The sequence below is a fragment of the Oxyplasma meridianum genome, assembly GCF_038024865.1.
Classification (GTDB): Archaea; Thermoplasmatota; Thermoplasmata; order Thermoplasmatales; family Thermoplasmataceae; genus Oxyplasma; species Oxyplasma meridianum.
The window spans coordinates 1-15,290 of the sequence record NZ_CP133772.1 but is presented as its reverse complement, the minus strand read 5'-3'; the positions used below and the strand labels follow the sequence as shown (position 1 = coordinate 15,290).

Sequence of the window (15,290 nt, the reverse complement as noted above, 5' to 3'; positions counted from 1 at the left end):
CTTCACTGTTATTCAATGAAGATGTATTCAAAAAGAGAGAATCACTCTATTGAGGTTGGTTATGAATATCATTAGAACGGAAGAGATATACATCAAATCTAATGATATAATATCAAAGATGTGTCATTATTCAAATAATCTATACAATCAAGCAAATTATGTGCTTAGACAACAATTTTTCAATAAAGAGAAGCTTTCAGATTACAACCATTTAGTAAAATTGTTTCAGAATGAAAATGAAAGCGATAATAATAATTATAGAAAACTACCGGCACAGACAGCACAATGGACAATAAAGAAAGCCTTTTCAGCTTGGATCTCTTTTTTCAAAGCAGAAAAAGAATATAGAAAAGAATATGGAAAACATCTTAAAACCTTTTTTGGAAGACCAAAACCGCCAAAATACAGAGGCAAAGATGGAGAGTTCATTCTAATATTCACAAACCAGCAATGTAAGATAAAGAATGGAATATTAAAATTTCCAAAGATAATGAGTCTGGAGGTGAAAACGAGATTAAATCATGTAAATTTAAGAGAGGTAAGAATAGTTCCTCAAGGTATAGGATACAAGATAGAAATAGTATATTGGAAGGAGATAGAGAATGTAAGGGAACAAAAGGAACAAAATAAAGGAATCATAGGTATAGATATTGGTGTAAGGAACATTGTAACTATTGTAGATAGTATTGGTAATAGACCAATTGCTATCAAGGGTGGTGCTGTGAGACCCATTAATCAGTATTTCAATAAAGAATACTCGGAACTAAGATCCATAAGTGATAGGCAGTTAGGAAATAAATACATGACAAAAAGAGAAAAGAGATTATTCATGAAGAGAGATAGAAAAATTAAGGATGTTATGCATAAGATGAGTAGATTCATTATCAATTATGCAGAAACAGATCATATAGGTACAATTGCCATAGGCCATAATGAAGGATGGAAACATCGCGTTGAAATAGGCAGAATAAACAACCAGAAGTTTGTACAGATACCTTTCAATACGCTTATACAGCAGATGAGATACAAAGCAGAAGAGAAGGGAATAAATGTTTCTGTAATAGATGAATCACACACAAGCAAATGCAGTTTTCTAGATCAAGAGACAATAAAACATCATGATAATTACAAAGGAAAAAGAATACTTAGAGGACTATTCAAACCGGAAAATGGAACAATAATCAATGCAGATGTAAATGCAGCATACAATATAACTAAAAAAGCATTCCCAGAATCATTTGAGGATGGGATAGAGGGTGTTGGGTTGTATCCACGAAGTTTAAGGATCAGCCGGATCATAACTTCCAAAGGTTTTTGTTAACATGGTTGACAAAAACCATAACCTGACATAGTATATGCAGCCGGAAATTCTCATCATGCTGTGGCTTTCAGCTTCTCTCAGAAAGGCATGAAAGTTTCGAGTAAACAGAAGCAGGAGGTCTGAGAAATGGACAAAATGGAGATTGTTGAAAAATTTACCTTTTATATGCGAGGGGAGAGGAAGAGTCTATACACCATAAAAGAGTACAGATCAATGGCCACCATGTTCCTCAATTTTACCAAAAAAAAGCTTAAAGATACTGGCCCTGAGGACATAGAAAATTTCAAACACTACCTTGCAACTGAAAGAAAATTTTCCAAAAACAGCCAGTACATAGCTATTCATGCATTAAAACTTCTATTCCGGTCAAATGGCATAACTCCTCCAATAAATCTTATGCCGCCAAAGAGATCATTAAAGATGCCCAATTACCTGAGTGAAAAGGAGGCGGGTTCGCTTATTGAAACTTCTAAAAAGGATCTCACAACCAACCTCATTGTTTCTCTCCTCCTTTACACTGGCCTTAGAGTTGGGGAACTTTGCAGAATTAATATAGAGAATATAGACACTGAAGAAGGCATAATTACAGTAAAGGGCGGAAAGGGCGACAGAGACAGAATAGTGATAATCCCGGAGATCTGCAAGAATCTTGCCCACGAATACCTTATGAAACGTTTTAAAAGGACCACGGGAGATAATGCCTTTTTGATAAGCCAAAAGAATACAAGGTTCCATCCATCAACGATTGAGAGAATTGTAAAGAGAGTGTCAAAAGAGGCAGGTATCCAGAAAAAAGTAACACCGCATGTTCTAAGGCATACTTTTGCCACAACTGTCCTCAGAATGGGAGGAGATATCAGATTCATTCAGCAAATTCTTGGCCATGCAAGTGTCGCTACAACACAGATCTATACACATGTTGATGAAAACACCCTAAAGGAGATGTATAATAAATTCGGGCCTAAATTTTAGTTCTGCCTTGTTATTATATAATCAGCGAACCACTTCAGAAAATTCTTTGTCTCAGATTCTCCATCAACTAATTCAAGATATGATTTACTCTTCTCTGCAAGTTTTTTCATCATGTTTATGGAGTAATCATATGAACCTGATGATTTGACGATATCCTTAAGCTTTTCAAAATCCTCATCGCTTATGTCTCCATTTTTCAGGCACTCATTTATGAATGGCATGTATTCCGGCGAATATTCCATCGCTTTGATCATCAGGAGTGTCTTCTTCCCTTCGTTAACGTCATTCTTCACTGATTTACCTATTGTCTTCTCGTTCCCATAAAGGCCAAGAATATCGTCCTGAAGCTGAAAAGCAAGACCCAGAAGATAGCCATAGTAGCTGAGAGGTTTCAGGTTTTTCTCTGAACCGCTTAAAACTGCACCCATCATCAGTGGTCCCTCTATTGTATATTTGGCAGTCTTCCAGAGATGAAGACGCATCAGATCCTTCTGCCCGAATTCCTCATCCATTGCGGAATTTATATCCAACAACTGCCCGTAACCGGTATATTCAACTATCTCTGCAAGAAGATCTGTAGCAAGCAGAATCTCCTTATGCCCGAAACCGGATCGTGTTATGGCTTCATTTGCAAAACTGTCGGCCAGATCTCCGGCAACAATTGCCAGATTTTCGGACAGCCTTTTTCTGTCCCATGTGCCTTCTGGAATGGATTCCCTTACACCGGCATGAAAACTTGGTTTTCCTCTCCTGGTCTCACTCTGGTCCATAACATCGTCGTGAATCAGTAAATAGGATTGCGTCAGTTCAATTGAAATGGAGGCCTTTGTGATTCTCTCATCAAATCCCCTGAAAAGATTATAGCCTGCAATTGTTAGTATGGGCCTCACCCTCTTTCCCCCGTTCATTGTGAAATCTCTAATTCTTGCAACCATATCCCTGCTGACTGGGTCTCTGCATTCATCTAGTTTCATCTTGAAGAAAGAATCCAGCTCCCTGTCTATCATTTCCCGGTTTTTCAAAAGATAATTCTCGTTTCTATCCAATACTATATCACATCGATTTTTGATTATAAAACAAGAGCATTTAATTTTTTTCGAACTTTTTGGAAAGAGTAAATTTTACTATTATCCTTACATTTTCTTTGAGATAGGATTTGATTGTTTCAAATAATAGAAGAGAGTGTCAGTGTGGCATTGATGAGGCTGGGAGAGGCCCAGTTATTGGCCCCATGGTGATGGCAATGGTATGCGGCGATCCAGCGGAGTTGAAAAAAGCGGGAGTCAGAGATTCAAAAGAACTTACGCCGGCAAGAAGAGAGATGCTTTTTGATCGCATGGACCGCCTTAATCTACATAAGTCATTGGTTGTTATCAGCCCCGGGGAAATAAACGACATGATGGAAAGGATTACCCTCAATGAGATTGAACGCCATTTTGCACTTCAACTCCTTCGGGATGCAGAATGTGATGTTTATGTGGACTCCTTTGATGTAAATCCTGAAAGATTGAGTAAATCGCTGAGTTTGGAGAGCGGGAAAAAAGTCTTCTGCGCGCACAGAGCGGATTCAAACTACCCTTCTGTCTCCGCAGCATCAATTGTGGCGAAGGTTATCAGGGACCGCGAAATAAGAGCTCTGTCTGAAAAGTACGGAGAAATAGGTTCCGGGTATCCGTCTGACCCAAGAACGATAAAATTTCTTCAGACATCCATTGAAAACAGAGTTGACTTATCAAAGATTGTGAGAGTTAAATGGAAAACCTACCAGAATCTTATTTCATCTTCCAAAAACTGTAGGTTAAATTTGTGATATTCAGAAATAGTTAATGTTCATATATTATCCTGAGTTATATCACCGTGCCTAGCAATTTTAAACCAAGAGATAATGACGAATTAGCTGATGACTACAATGAGAGAGGGATTTCATATTTCAACCTGGCAAAGTATCCTGAGGCCATAAAGGAGTTTACAAAAGCCATAAAGGTGATAGGCAATGAACCGGATTACTATTTCAACCGGGGGCTTGCATATTACTCGCTTAAGATGCTTGAACAGGCAATTGAGGATTATAAAAAGTCCATTTCTCTTCTTCCTGACCATGCCGACTATTATAACGCACTGGGCGCAGCCCAGGAAGATCTTGGAGAACTTAATGACGCTGAAGAATCCTTCTCGCGTGCAATAGAGATAGAAAAGGATGTTCCTGATTACTATTACAATAGAGGGAATGTTCTATGGAAAAAGAATAAGCTGGAAGATGCTCTCAAAGATTATGACAATGCAGTCAGATTGAATCCAATGGACCAGATATTTGTCTACAAAAGGCATGAAATACTGGTTCATATGAAGAGATATCAAGAAGCGCTGAATGATATAAACAGATCCATACAGCTTTCCCCAGAAAACTACCAGTATTATCTGGTAAAGGCTGAATTGCTGGAAAAGATGGAAAAATACAGGGAAGCCCTGGAGTCCCTGGAAGAGGCTTCCAGATACCTCCCTGATCCGGAACAGTTGAGTCAGAGAAAAGCAATGCTTTTGGAGAAAATTAAGTAAAATCCCGGGAACTTATTCTTCCATGGGTGATTATTTTGGTTGAAAATTATGGTCTCAGGGACTACCAAAAGAGCATCATAGATTTTGTTTTTGAAGAGCTGAAGAAAAAGCAGTCTGTTGCCATAGAATCCCCAACTGGTTCAGGGAAAACAATAATGGGCCTTCTTTCGGCCATACGATCCAACGAGAACCAGGGAAAGAAAATTCTGTACCTAACAAGGACAAATTCCCAGCAGGAACAGGTCATAAATGAGTTAAGGTCCATAGGTAACCGTGATATAAAAGCGGTTGTGATACAGGGAAGGAGCAACATGTGCCCCCTTTACAGGGAACTTGAAACAGAGGGGGAATTTGATTCTGAATCCCTCTCCAGATTCTGTTCCATGAGAAAAAAGAAGGTCATGGAGGGGGATAAGGATGCCTGCCACTATTTCAACTGGAAGGTAAGAGATCCTTCTACTTCACAATATTTATTTTCACAGCTTCCCACAGCCGAGGAATTTTACATTTACGGAACGGAAAATAACCTCTGCCCTTATGAATCGGTTAAGTTTGCGCTTAAGGATGCCAATCTGGTTATAGCCCCCTATGCCTTTTTCCTCAATTACGGCGTTGCCAACAGATTTCTCAACCACTGGGGAGTCTCCAGAGAAGAACTGATCATCATACTTGATGAGGCACATAACCTCCCGGATCTTGCGAGAAATGCATCTTCCTTCAGAATATCCACAAATCTGGTAAACTCTGCAGAAAAGGAAAGCCTGGACTATGGGGATATTGAACTGATGGAGAGGATACGATCAACCGATCTCATGGAAATGATCAGAAATACCATAATGGATCTCATTCGTGACCGGATAGGCGAGAGAGATGAGGTGCGTATAAAATTCCAGGATCTCAGAGAAAATATGATGATCGCAAATTCCATGTCCTCAGAAAAGTACGGTAACCTCATTACATATCTGAATATATTCGGGGAATATATTGCCGGTGAGAAGGAGAAGAAGGGACATGTCCCCAGATCTTCAGTGTTCTCCCTTTCCAATTATCTCATGTCCTGGGAAACGGTTGACGAGGAGAAATTTGTTGCAGTTCTTTCAAAGCAGAGAAATGGACAGATAGAGGCTTTTTGCATGGACCCTTCTGTTCTTCTGAATCCCCTGAGGGAATCTAGGACAATACATATGTCCGGGACTCTCAGTCCAATAGATGTCTATCTGAATGTAACCGGTTTTCAGGATTCATCCAGCAGGGTTATACCATACATGTTTCCCAGAGAGAATCTTTCAGTCATGTATTATGAAGGGACCACAACAAAGTACGATGAATTTGATGAAGGTGGCGCTTCAAGGCTTTATGAACAGATAAGATCCTTAACCTCAGCCATACACAGAAACACAATAGTATTCTTTCCCTCGTATAATGTTCTTGATAGGATATACAGTATGGGATTCCCCTCAGATGTCATGGTTGAGTCCAGAAACAAGACACAATCGGACCTCATGGAAATGATAAGCAAATTCAGAAAGGGGGGAAGAACACTTTTTGCAGTTTCTGGAGGACGCATAGCTGAAGGTATGAATTTTCCCGGAAACCAGCTTGAGTTTGTCATAATAGCTGGAATTCCATATCCAAGGCCAGACGCGAAGCAGGATTCTATATATAGATACTATGACAGAGTTTTTGGGAAAGGGTGGGAATATGCAGTAACCTATCCCACAGTGATAAAGATTAAGCAGGAGATCGGCAGACTGATTAGAAACGAGACAGACATCGGCATGGCTATGATACTGGACAAGAGGGCAAGGTATTTCAAAAAGTACATACCTGAAATGAAATTGTCGCAAACTCCTCTGCAAGACTGCCAGGATTTTTTCATGGAAGCGGCCAGGAGACAGTGATTTAAATTTCGTCTTCTTTGGTGCTATGAGAAATAATATTAACTAACCTTTAATAAAGGATTGTTGAAATGCAGGAAGGCAGGGTACTTTTAGAACGGCTTAGAAAATTGCTGCTTTCCAGAAGTACAGCGAAATGGGTTATTGTTGGAATTTTTATAGGCATAATCGCAGGATTTGGTGCACTTGCCCTGTATTTCAGTATAAAACTTGTAACTGAGTATATGCTGGTTGGACTTACAGGTTTCACCCCCCCAGTAAGTGGTGCGTCGGGAGGGGTTCCCAACTATGTCATAGGACACTTCAGAATGTTTTTGATTCCAGTCTCTCTTGTCCTGGGCGGTCTTATTTCAGGCTTCATTGTTTACAGATTTGCCCCGGAAGCGGAAGGACATGGAACCGACGCAGCCATAAAGGCGTTTCATGAGAATAATGGAAAGATAAGGAGGAGAATACCTATTGTAAAGATGGTTGCGTCTGCAGTGACAATAGGTTCCGGTGGCAGTGCTGGCAGAGAAGGGCCAACGGCTCAGATTGCCGCAGGTTTCGGTTCTTTCGTTGCTGATACATTCAAGATGAGTGATCACGATAGAAGGATAGCAATGGCCGCGGGGATAGGTGCTGGAATAGGCAGTATATTCATGGCACCGCTTGGAGGCGCTCTGCTAAGTACTGAAATTCTATACAGGCATGACTTTGAGGTTGAAGCACTGATACCCTCCATAATAGCCTCAGTTGTTGGATACTCCATATTCGCTTATCCCTTCCATTATGTTCCACTCTTCACAATACCCCAGGGCACGTTACTTGGTTTTTCACACCCAGAAGGACTTTTAGTTTACACCGCTGTAGGCATTCTGGCTGGCCTGGGAGGTATTCTTTACGTAAAGGTGTTCTATGGCATTCAAAAACTTTTCTCCAGGATGAAGCGCGTCTCGAAGTACTTCAGACCTGCAATTGGAGCTCTTGTAGTTGGGATAATTGCCATGTTCTTCCCAGAGGTCCTTGGACTTGGTTATGGATGGGTTCAACAGATCTTTTACAATAATCTTGTTCTTTTACCACTGTATCTACTCATTATCCTTTTCTTCCTGAAAATTGTTGCAACATCATTTACAATAGGATCGGGCGGATCGGGAGGAGTTTTTGCTCCGGGGATAGTTACTGGTGCATTCTTGGGTGCTGCCATAGGCATAGTCATACATCCCTTCTTTCCCTTCCTCAATGTTACTGAAATTACCATAGTAAGCATGATTGCTTTCTTCGGAGGCGTTTCAAAAGCTCCAATTTCAGTACTTATAATGGGTACGGAGATGACGGGCGGTTTTGCTCTATTCCTTCCCCTGATGCTGTCAACAACCGTGGCGTATTTCGTGTCAGGGATGAAGAATTCCATTTATAGCGCCCAGGTAGATGACAGATCATCATCACCTGCACACAAGCTGGAATATGATAGGCCAATAATGGATGATATCCTTGTAAAAGATGCCGTGAAGACCAATTACCTTTCGGTTTCCCCTGAGAGTACACTTAAAGAGGCCGCAGAGGTGATTAAAAAAACACTTACAAATAGCGTCATGGTTAAGGATGGATCAAAACTTGCAGGCCTTCTTTCAATAGAGGATATTCCTAAGGATGTTGACCAATCCACCTCACTGGTAAAGGACTACATGAATACAGACCCCATGACGATTTCTCCAGAAGAAAATATTCATAACGCCCTTGATATCCTCACGAAGGTTCCAAACGGAAAGCTTATCGTTACAGGCGATGGCGGGGTTGTTATAGGTACCATAGGTTTTTCGGAAATTGCAGATGCTTATAACCGTGAGATAAGGCGACTGAAGAAATTGAAGGCTTCGCAGTGAATCAACACAAGGTATAAATTCATGAAGAAATAGGAGGGATAATCAATAAATGGTAACGACAAATTCAGATCTGGGAACAGTAAGGAATTTCAAGGTGAGTGATGTTGACAGAATACTTGAAATAGCCAGTAAATCACTTTCGGAATACTATTCAGGAAGCCTGATCATGGACCTGTTCCAGACCTGGCAGGAAGGCTTTTTTGTCTATACTTTGAATGGAAAAGTTGTTGGATTTCTTGTTGGATCTAAGTTCTCCCAGACTGAAGCCAGAATTTTGATTCTTGCAATTGAGGAAAGATACAGGCACTTAGGATTTGGAAAAGCTCTCCTTTCCTCTTTCATAAAGGTATGTGAAATGGAAAACCTTATGAGCATGAGGCTGGAAGTCCGTACAGATAACAAGGATGCAATAAGGTTTTATAAAAAAAATGGGTTTGTTGTAACATCAACCCTGAGGGGATATTACAGTGACCTGTCTGATGCCTACCTTATGTGGCGCATCATCTAGGCAATTCCAATCAGAATACCGAGATCTTCCCTTCTACAAACATTTTTGTGAGATCGCTTATGTGATCCAGCCTGTTGTCGGCTATGGCCGTTATATTATTCTTGTGCTTTGAAGGATCAACTCCGTCTGCATAAATGACCTGAACGCTTGCCACATGAGGATCATCTATTCTTCTGCCTATCTGTGATACTATTCTTACCATGACCTCGGTTATGTCTCCTCCTTCTTCCTTCACTATGTCTTGGGCAATTAGGTTTGACATGACATTGTAGAGTTTTCCCACATGTGTTACCGGGTTCTTACCTGCTGCAGCCTCCATACTCATTGGCCTGTATGGCGTTATTATTCCTGTTACACGGTTTCCCCTTCCAACGGATCCATCGTCTCCATTCTCCATTGAGAGGCCTGTGACTGTCAGGTATTCCCCTACTTTTTTGCCGTCTTCCTCATCTGCCGTGTTTATGAATACGTTAACCTCCTTGTCGGTTATTTCATTAGAGTGTTTCTTTACCATCTCTTTAAGTTCTTCCTTTATTGCGAAATACTCATCCGCATCTTTAACGAACTTGTCAACGTATGCAGCAGCTATTGTGAGATTAATGACGTCCTTCTGCCTGAACCCCATGACCTTTATATCGTATCCTATTGCCGGCATCCTGGATTTGAAATCTTTGCTGTTGAGAAGCTTTTCTGTGCTTAGCACAAGATTCTCAGTATCAGAAAACGGGGCAAAACCTACTCCGAAAGATGTGTCGTTTGATCTGAGCTTGGTTGTATCGTAAATATCGATCAGGTCTACCGATCCATGTCCAATTCTGCAGTCTATCATGACATCGGCGTCAAAGTCCAGGTGTTTGAACTCCTGTTTCAGGAACTCCTTTGTTGCCTTAGTAGCTATTGACTTGAATGGAATTCTGTCGTTTCCAACCTTTGTGGTGGCTCTTCCACTAAGGAGTATATATGTGGGTTCCAAGACAAGCCCTCCTTTGAATTTAGGTGCAGATTGCCCACCCACAACCTCTACCTGGTCTGTGTTGTGATGCAGTATTTTTCCATATTCCTTCAGGTAATACTTACTTAAAGATCGACTCACAGCCTCAGCGATGCCGTCTGATACACTATCGGGATGCCCTATTCCTTTTCTTTCTACCAGTTCCACTTCTCTTTCTATTGTGGTTTTCTGTTTGAGACTTTCTACTGAAATGTTTCTTACCATTATTTTGCCTCTTTTCCACCCTATATAAGTATAATAATAAAATTTTTGTAGGAAAGCCTGTAAAATTACCAGACCGATAAGAATATTACCGGGAGTAATGTAATCCACACGGGAAGAACTTAATGCCTTCGGCAAACGTTTTATTACGCTGAAATATAGCAGTCCAATGAGAGCACTTTTCAGCGTTTATGATAAATCAGGTATTGAACAGTTCCTCAGTCGTTCACGCAAATATATTGAAGAAGTTTATGCCACCGGGGGGACCTTTAAATTTTTACTGGAAAAAGGGTTTGATGTGAAGAATACAGAGGATATTACAGGTTTTCAGGAACTTTTAAATGGAAGGGTTAAGACACTGCATCCAAATCTTTTTGCAGGCATACTTTCCACGCGGGATGAGACATCAAATAAGGATCTGAAGTCTTATGGAATTAAGGAGTTTGATCTCGTAGTATCAAACCTCTACCCGTTTGAAGAGGCTTCAAAAACTGGAAACATCCATAATATGATCGAAAACATTGATATTGGGGGAGTCTCTCTTCTCAGGGCCGCTGCAAAAAATTTCCAGTATGTTACTGTTGCTTCCTCCGTCAACGACTATGATCTCATAAGCAATGATCTAATCAATTTCGGCAAAGTAAGCCTTGAAACAAGAAAACTTCTGGCAATGAGGGCGTTTTCCAGGGTTGCATCTTATGACATAAGCATATACAATTCAATGTTCAGGACACTCTTCCACAGGGAACCGAATACACTATTTGCAAAAGGATTAAATGGTAGGGAGCTCAGGTATGGAGAAAACCCAGATCAGAGGGGATATGTCTACACAGACGGAACAAAACTTGGAATTGCAAATTCTGAACAGATTCAGGGTAAAGAACTTTCCTATAATAACTTGCTTGACGCAAACTCTGCATATGAAACGGCCTTGGAATTTGACAGAACGGTTGTTGTTGTTATGAAACACAACACTCCCTGCGGTGTCTGCCAGAACGACCAACTGGCAACGGCCATGGAGAGAGCGGTGAATGCCGATAAGGAGAGCGCCTATGGATCTGTTATTGCCATGAACAGGGAAATGACCGCCGACGCTGCGGCTAAAATTTCGAAGCTTTTCGTGGAGGTAATAGTAGCCCCATCCTACTCCAGCGAAGCACTGAACATACTCGCCAAGAAGAAGAATCTAAGGGTCCTTAAAGTGAATATGGACAGAGACAGGTCTCTGAGGTTAAGGTCAATCTCAAATGGTTTTCTTGTTCAAAGCCCCCTGACTGCACATTTTGAGAAGCTGGAACTTCAGTCTGGATCACCATGCTCTAAAGAGACCCTGGATGATCTTCTGTTTTCCTGGAAGGTTGTTACACACTGCAGGAGCAATGCAATAGTTCTCGCAAAAGATCTTGTTACGACTGGAATAGGTGCCGGGCAGACCTCAAGAATCGAAGCATTAAAAATAGCTGTTGAAAGATCGGGTGGAAAATCTTCAGGATCAGTACTCGCCTCTGATGCTTTCTTCCCTTTCGAGGATAATGTTGAACTTGCGGGAAAGTCAGGAATTTCAGCCATAATTCAGCCAGGGGGTTCTATACGCGACCCGGAAGTTATTTCAAAGGCTTCTGATCTTGGAATATCAATGTATTTCACAGGGAAGCGGGTTTTTCTCCACTAAAACACCTTTTCTTAGCGATTTAACAGTGATTGATCACCTGAAGAATGAAAATGCAATAAGGAAACCAAGTATTGCCCCGCTGTTTATGAATGGAAGCCCTGGAGCTGGCCTCTTTGCAAACGCATAAAGAATTATCATCCCTACGATTGCCCCTGCCATTGGAATAAAAGCAAAAGCATAGAAATTGCTAAAACCATATAATGCTGATGAAACTACCAGAATACTTGGGAAAGCTATATCTCCAAATCCTATCATCAGTGTATCTGACTCTCCAGATTCTTTCCCCTCTTCTTTTCCTTCCTCTCTCCTGTCAAATTCCATTTCCTTGTACTTAATTCCACGTTTTGACGGAATTATAAAGAGCATAGGAAGGCTTTCATCAACTGCAACTCTTGCAAGATCTACCATATGTTTTGTCTTGTAAACAGCAATATAGTCATAAACTGCAAAAGCTGCCAGAAACACAACAGCTGCCCACACACCTATTATTACCCCCCATATTGCTGCAATTCCCGTGGAAAGTATGAAACCAGATGCATTTACAACATACCATTCGTTCCTGAATATTAGCAGGTATACCATGACCGCAGGAAGGGCCAGGATAAAGATGATGTATTCAAGTTCTGTCTGGGCTATTACCAGCCCTATAATTGAGGCAATGAAGAACGTAACGTATGCCATTGAAAAGATGAAAACTCCTCTTATTATGTTCATGTGTTTTTTTCTTGCAAGATAAAGTATAACAAAAGTGAATGCTATGGCAACAAAAATGTAGAGTATGACATACTGGAAACCACTTGAAGACGTAGGTGCCGCTACGCTGGGTTGAACCTGGTAAAGAATTTCAGAAACAAATATAGCAAACAGGGATGTTATTACGAAAATACCTATTGAAAACAATTCAGGTAGGTTTTTTCTCTTCATGATCCACCTTCTCTTTCTTCTTGTTGAACTGACAGTCCATTTTTGGACAGAATTTCCATACCCGCCTGTTACGCATTGAAACAAGTATTGGACTTTTGCAGTATGGACATACATCACCTGTGAACTTTATAACTCCCATCTGCGGAAGGGGATAGGTTACAGTGCAGTCCGGGTAGTTTGAGCATCCCAGGAACCTTTTTCCATATCTGGACTGTCTCACTACCAGATTGCCAGAATCCGACGGGCATTTTCCCATATTATCCCTTTCAATGTTGAAGGAACATTTTGGATCAATACACCTGATTTCCGGTGACTGACCCCGCCTTATTACTTTAATCTGGGGTAGTCCACACTCAGGACATGTTTTATCGGTAGGCTGTATTAAGCCATTTATATTCCACCTAAAATCGTTCTTGCACCCTTCTGTAGTGCATGTGATTCGAATATTGGACCTATCTTTTATAAGTACAATGTCAGAATCTTTGTGTTCAGGGCATTTACCTATTGCATCGCCCATATTTATTGATCTCTTAATTGTCCTATTTATGAGTTCCTCCTTGTCCTTTAAGGCTTCAAGAACATTGTGAAGCATTTTCCTTGAACGGTTAACAACCTCATCTTTACTCATTTTCTTTTCGGAAATACTGTCCATTTCAACTTCAAGTTCTGCGGTCATATCTGGCTCAGATATCTTTGAATCAACGGTAAGGACGGATTCTATCAAACCCATACCTAGATTTGTAGGCCTTACAGGGTTTCCCTCTATGAAACCTCTTTTCTGAAGTTTGTCAATGATATCGTGCCTTGTAGACTTTGTACCAAGGTTAAGTTTCTCCATCTCCTTGATCAGGGATGCAAGATCGTACCTCCACGGCGGTTTAGTCTGGTCCTCTTCCATGTCCCATTTTTCGGCTTTCACCTTTTCCCCTTGGGCAAGTTCAGGATGGAATGACTCCTGCACTCTGGTATATGGATAAATCTCAAGCCAGCCGGGATCAGTTATCTTAATCCCCTTTGTATTGAATACCTCGCCTGAAATGTCTATTCGGGATGTGGACACATCCCTTTCCCCCTCCTTATACAGCGTTGCCAGGAACCTTCTGGCCACAAGATCGTAAACCTTCTGGAAATCTCCCGTTAGTTTCCCTTTCTGTGGAGCATTGACCGGGTATATAGGAGGGTGATCTGTTGTCTCCATCCTCCCCCTTGATGGCCGTATCTTCTCCTGGGAGAGTACCATATTGACCTCCTTTGAAAGATGTGTGTCCTTGAGTTTTGCAAGAATGCTTTTAAAATTTATGGATTTGTGATATACTGTATTGTCTGTCCTGGGATAGCTGATCAATCCCTGTGTGTATAGGCGTTCTGCAATATTCATAGCCCTTGAAGGATTCACCCCTATTCTTGACGCTTCCCTCAGGAATTCTGTTGTATTGAAAGGGGCAGGTTTGTATATTTTTTCCTGTTTCCTTTCATATTCAAGAACTGTGCCATCCTTTCCGTTGACTACTTTGAAAATCCTCTCTGCTTCAGATTGATCAAAAATGTCGCCCTTCTCGTGAATTCCTGTGAAATGACCATCTTTGTTGAACTGTACTTTAACTCGCCAGTAAGGAACAGGCTGAAATGCACGTATCTCCTTTTCTCTCTTCACTATGAGAGCAAGTGTGGGTGTCTGGACTCTCCCTATGGAGAGAAAGCTTTTCCCCAGCCTTTTCGATGCAAGTGAGAAAAATCTTGTGAGTACCGCACCCCATATGAGATCAATCTCCTCCCTTGCTCCTGCAGAATCCGCAAGTGCGTAGTCCACGTCTATTAGCTGGTCAAATGCAGATTTTATTTCATCGCCTGTGAGAGCACTGAACTTGGCCCTCTTTATGATCTTATCTGAGAGAAATTTTTCAGGGATTAGGGCGAGAGCCTCTGTTCCAATAAGCTCTCCTTCACGGTCATAATCGGTAGCAACTATTAATGAACTTGATTCAGCTGCCAGTTTTGTCAGTGAATTGTATGAACTTTTATTCTTCACATTCTGAATAATCTTAGAATCAATGAGGGCGTTAAGGTCAACTGAAGACCAGTTTTTCATTTCAGGGGGGAAGTTTATCTCAACAATGTGACCGCTCAATGCAACAAGATATGTTTTATGGCCGTTCTCATCAAACTCCATGTAACTTAATCCCTTTTCTCTCTTCTGCTTTGACTTTCCGTCAGACAGGAAGTAGGCAATTCTTCTTGCTGCATCAGCCTTTTCGGCTATAATAAGTGTACTGTTCAATGAATCATCACTTTCTTTAAATTTCCGTTTAAGGGATGGAGGCATTACCACCATCCTATTTAAATTGAACCTCTGTGTAA

12 protein-coding genes are annotated in these 15,290 nt (G+C 41.0%); 8 read left to right on the top strand and 4 right to left on the bottom strand.

Annotated features, from left to right (window positions below):
- The first annotated feature begins 61 nt into the window (after nucleotides 1-61).
- Both OXIME_RS00060 and xerA read left to right on the top strand, forming a co-directional pair.
- Nucleotides 62-1,321, top strand: coding sequence for an RNA-guided endonuclease InsQ/TnpB family protein (locus OXIME_RS00060; RefSeq protein ID WP_393971455.1), 1,260 nt, complete (start codon nucleotides 62-64; stop codon nucleotides 1,319-1,321).
- 126 nt (nucleotides 1,322-1,447) lie between these two features.
- Complete coding sequence (xerA, locus tag OXIME_RS00055; protein WP_393971454.1) at nucleotides 1,448-2,293, top strand: site-specific tyrosine recombinase/integron integrase; 846 nt, start codon at nucleotides 1,448-1,450, stop codon at nucleotides 2,291-2,293.
- On the opposite strand, the gene OXIME_RS00050 is transcribed toward xerA, so the two are convergent.
- Nucleotides 2,290-3,339, bottom strand: a complete 1,050-nt coding sequence (locus OXIME_RS00050; RefSeq protein WP_393971453.1) for a polyprenyl synthetase family protein — start codon at nucleotides 3,337-3,339, stop codon at nucleotides 2,290-2,292. The two genes, xerA and OXIME_RS00050, sit on opposite strands and share 4 nt — an antisense overlap.
- A 110-nt stretch (nucleotides 3,340-3,449) precedes the next feature.
- Between OXIME_RS00050 and rnhB the strand changes: the two genes are divergently transcribed.
- From rnhB to rimI, 5 genes are all read left to right on the top strand, one after another.
- On the top strand, nucleotides 3,450-4,103 hold the full coding sequence (gene rnhB / locus OXIME_RS00045) for a ribonuclease HII (RefSeq protein ID WP_393971452.1): 654 nt from the start codon (nucleotides 3,450-3,452) through the stop codon (nucleotides 4,101-4,103).
- Nucleotides 4,104-4,150: 47 nt separating this feature from the next.
- Nucleotides 4,151-4,849: a tetratricopeptide repeat protein gene (locus tag OXIME_RS00040; RefSeq protein WP_393971451.1), complete on the top strand. Its 699-nt coding sequence runs from the start codon at nucleotides 4,151-4,153 to the stop codon at nucleotides 4,847-4,849.
- Between the two features lie 35 nt (nucleotides 4,850-4,884).
- Entirely contained in the window at nucleotides 4,885-6,750 is a 1,866-nt protein-coding gene (locus OXIME_RS00035; protein WP_393971450.1) for an ATP-dependent DNA helicase, read from the top strand.
- Between the two features lie 68 nt (nucleotides 6,751-6,818).
- Nucleotides 6,819-8,615: a chloride channel protein gene (locus OXIME_RS00030; protein WP_393971449.1), complete on the top strand. Its 1,797-nt coding sequence runs from the start codon at nucleotides 6,819-6,821 to the stop codon at nucleotides 8,613-8,615.
- 49 nt (nucleotides 8,616-8,664) lie between these two features.
- Complete coding sequence (gene rimI, locus OXIME_RS00025) at nucleotides 8,665-9,123, top strand: ribosomal protein S18-alanine N-acetyltransferase (protein ID WP_393971448.1); 459 nt, start codon at nucleotides 8,665-8,667, stop codon at nucleotides 9,121-9,123.
- 10 nt (nucleotides 9,124-9,133) lie between these two features.
- Here rimI and OXIME_RS00020 read toward each other — a convergent pair whose 3' ends face one another.
- On the bottom strand, nucleotides 9,134-10,339 hold the full coding sequence (locus tag OXIME_RS00020) for a methionine adenosyltransferase (RefSeq protein ID WP_393971447.1): 1,206 nt from the start codon (nucleotides 10,337-10,339) through the stop codon (nucleotides 9,134-9,136).
- Nucleotides 10,340-10,505: 166 nt separating this feature from the next.
- On the opposite strand from OXIME_RS00020, the gene purH reads away from it, so the two are divergent.
- Nucleotides 10,506-12,008: a bifunctional phosphoribosylaminoimidazolecarboxamide formyltransferase/IMP cyclohydrolase gene (purH, locus tag OXIME_RS00015; protein ID WP_393971446.1), complete on the top strand. Its 1,503-nt coding sequence runs from the start codon at nucleotides 10,506-10,508 to the stop codon at nucleotides 12,006-12,008.
- A gap of 33 nt (nucleotides 12,009-12,041) precedes the next feature.
- On the opposite strand, the gene OXIME_RS00010 is transcribed toward purH, so the two are convergent.
- Nucleotides 12,042-12,932, bottom strand: a complete 891-nt coding sequence (locus tag OXIME_RS00010; protein WP_393971445.1) for a presenilin family intramembrane aspartyl protease PSH — start codon at nucleotides 12,930-12,932, stop codon at nucleotides 12,042-12,044.
- Nucleotides 12,910-15,210 (bottom strand): DNA topoisomerase I, encoded by a 2,301-nt coding sequence (locus OXIME_RS00005; protein WP_393971444.1) that lies wholly within the window; start codon nucleotides 15,208-15,210, stop codon nucleotides 12,910-12,912. Before OXIME_RS00005 ends, OXIME_RS00010 begins: the two co-directional genes overlap by 23 nt.
- Nucleotides 15,211-15,290 lie beyond the last annotated feature (80 nt).

Bases quoted from the DNA above. Each gene is read 5' to 3' on its own strand.
- OXIME_RS00010 (WP_393971445.1), bottom strand. From the start codon at position 12,932: ATGAAGAGAAAAAACCTACCTGAATTGTTTTCAATAGGTATTTTCGTA.
- OXIME_RS00060 (WP_393971455.1), top strand. From the start codon at position 62: ATGAATATCATTAGAACGGAAGAGATATACATCAAATCTAATGATATA.
- OXIME_RS00030 (WP_393971449.1), top strand. From the start codon at position 6,819: ATGCAGGAAGGCAGGGTACTTTTAGAACGGCTTAGAAAATTGCTGCTT.
- purH (WP_393971446.1), top strand. From the start codon at position 10,506: ATGAGAGCACTTTTCAGCGTTTATGATAAATCAGGTATTGAACAGTTC.
- rimI (WP_393971448.1), top strand. From the start codon at position 8,665: ATGGTAACGACAAATTCAGATCTGGGAACAGTAAGGAATTTCAAGGTG.
- OXIME_RS00020 (WP_393971447.1), bottom strand. From the start codon at position 10,339: ATGGTAAGAAACATTTCAGTAGAAAGTCTCAAACAGAAAACCACAATA.
- xerA (WP_393971454.1), top strand. From the start codon at position 1,448: ATGGACAAAATGGAGATTGTTGAAAAATTTACCTTTTATATGCGAGGG.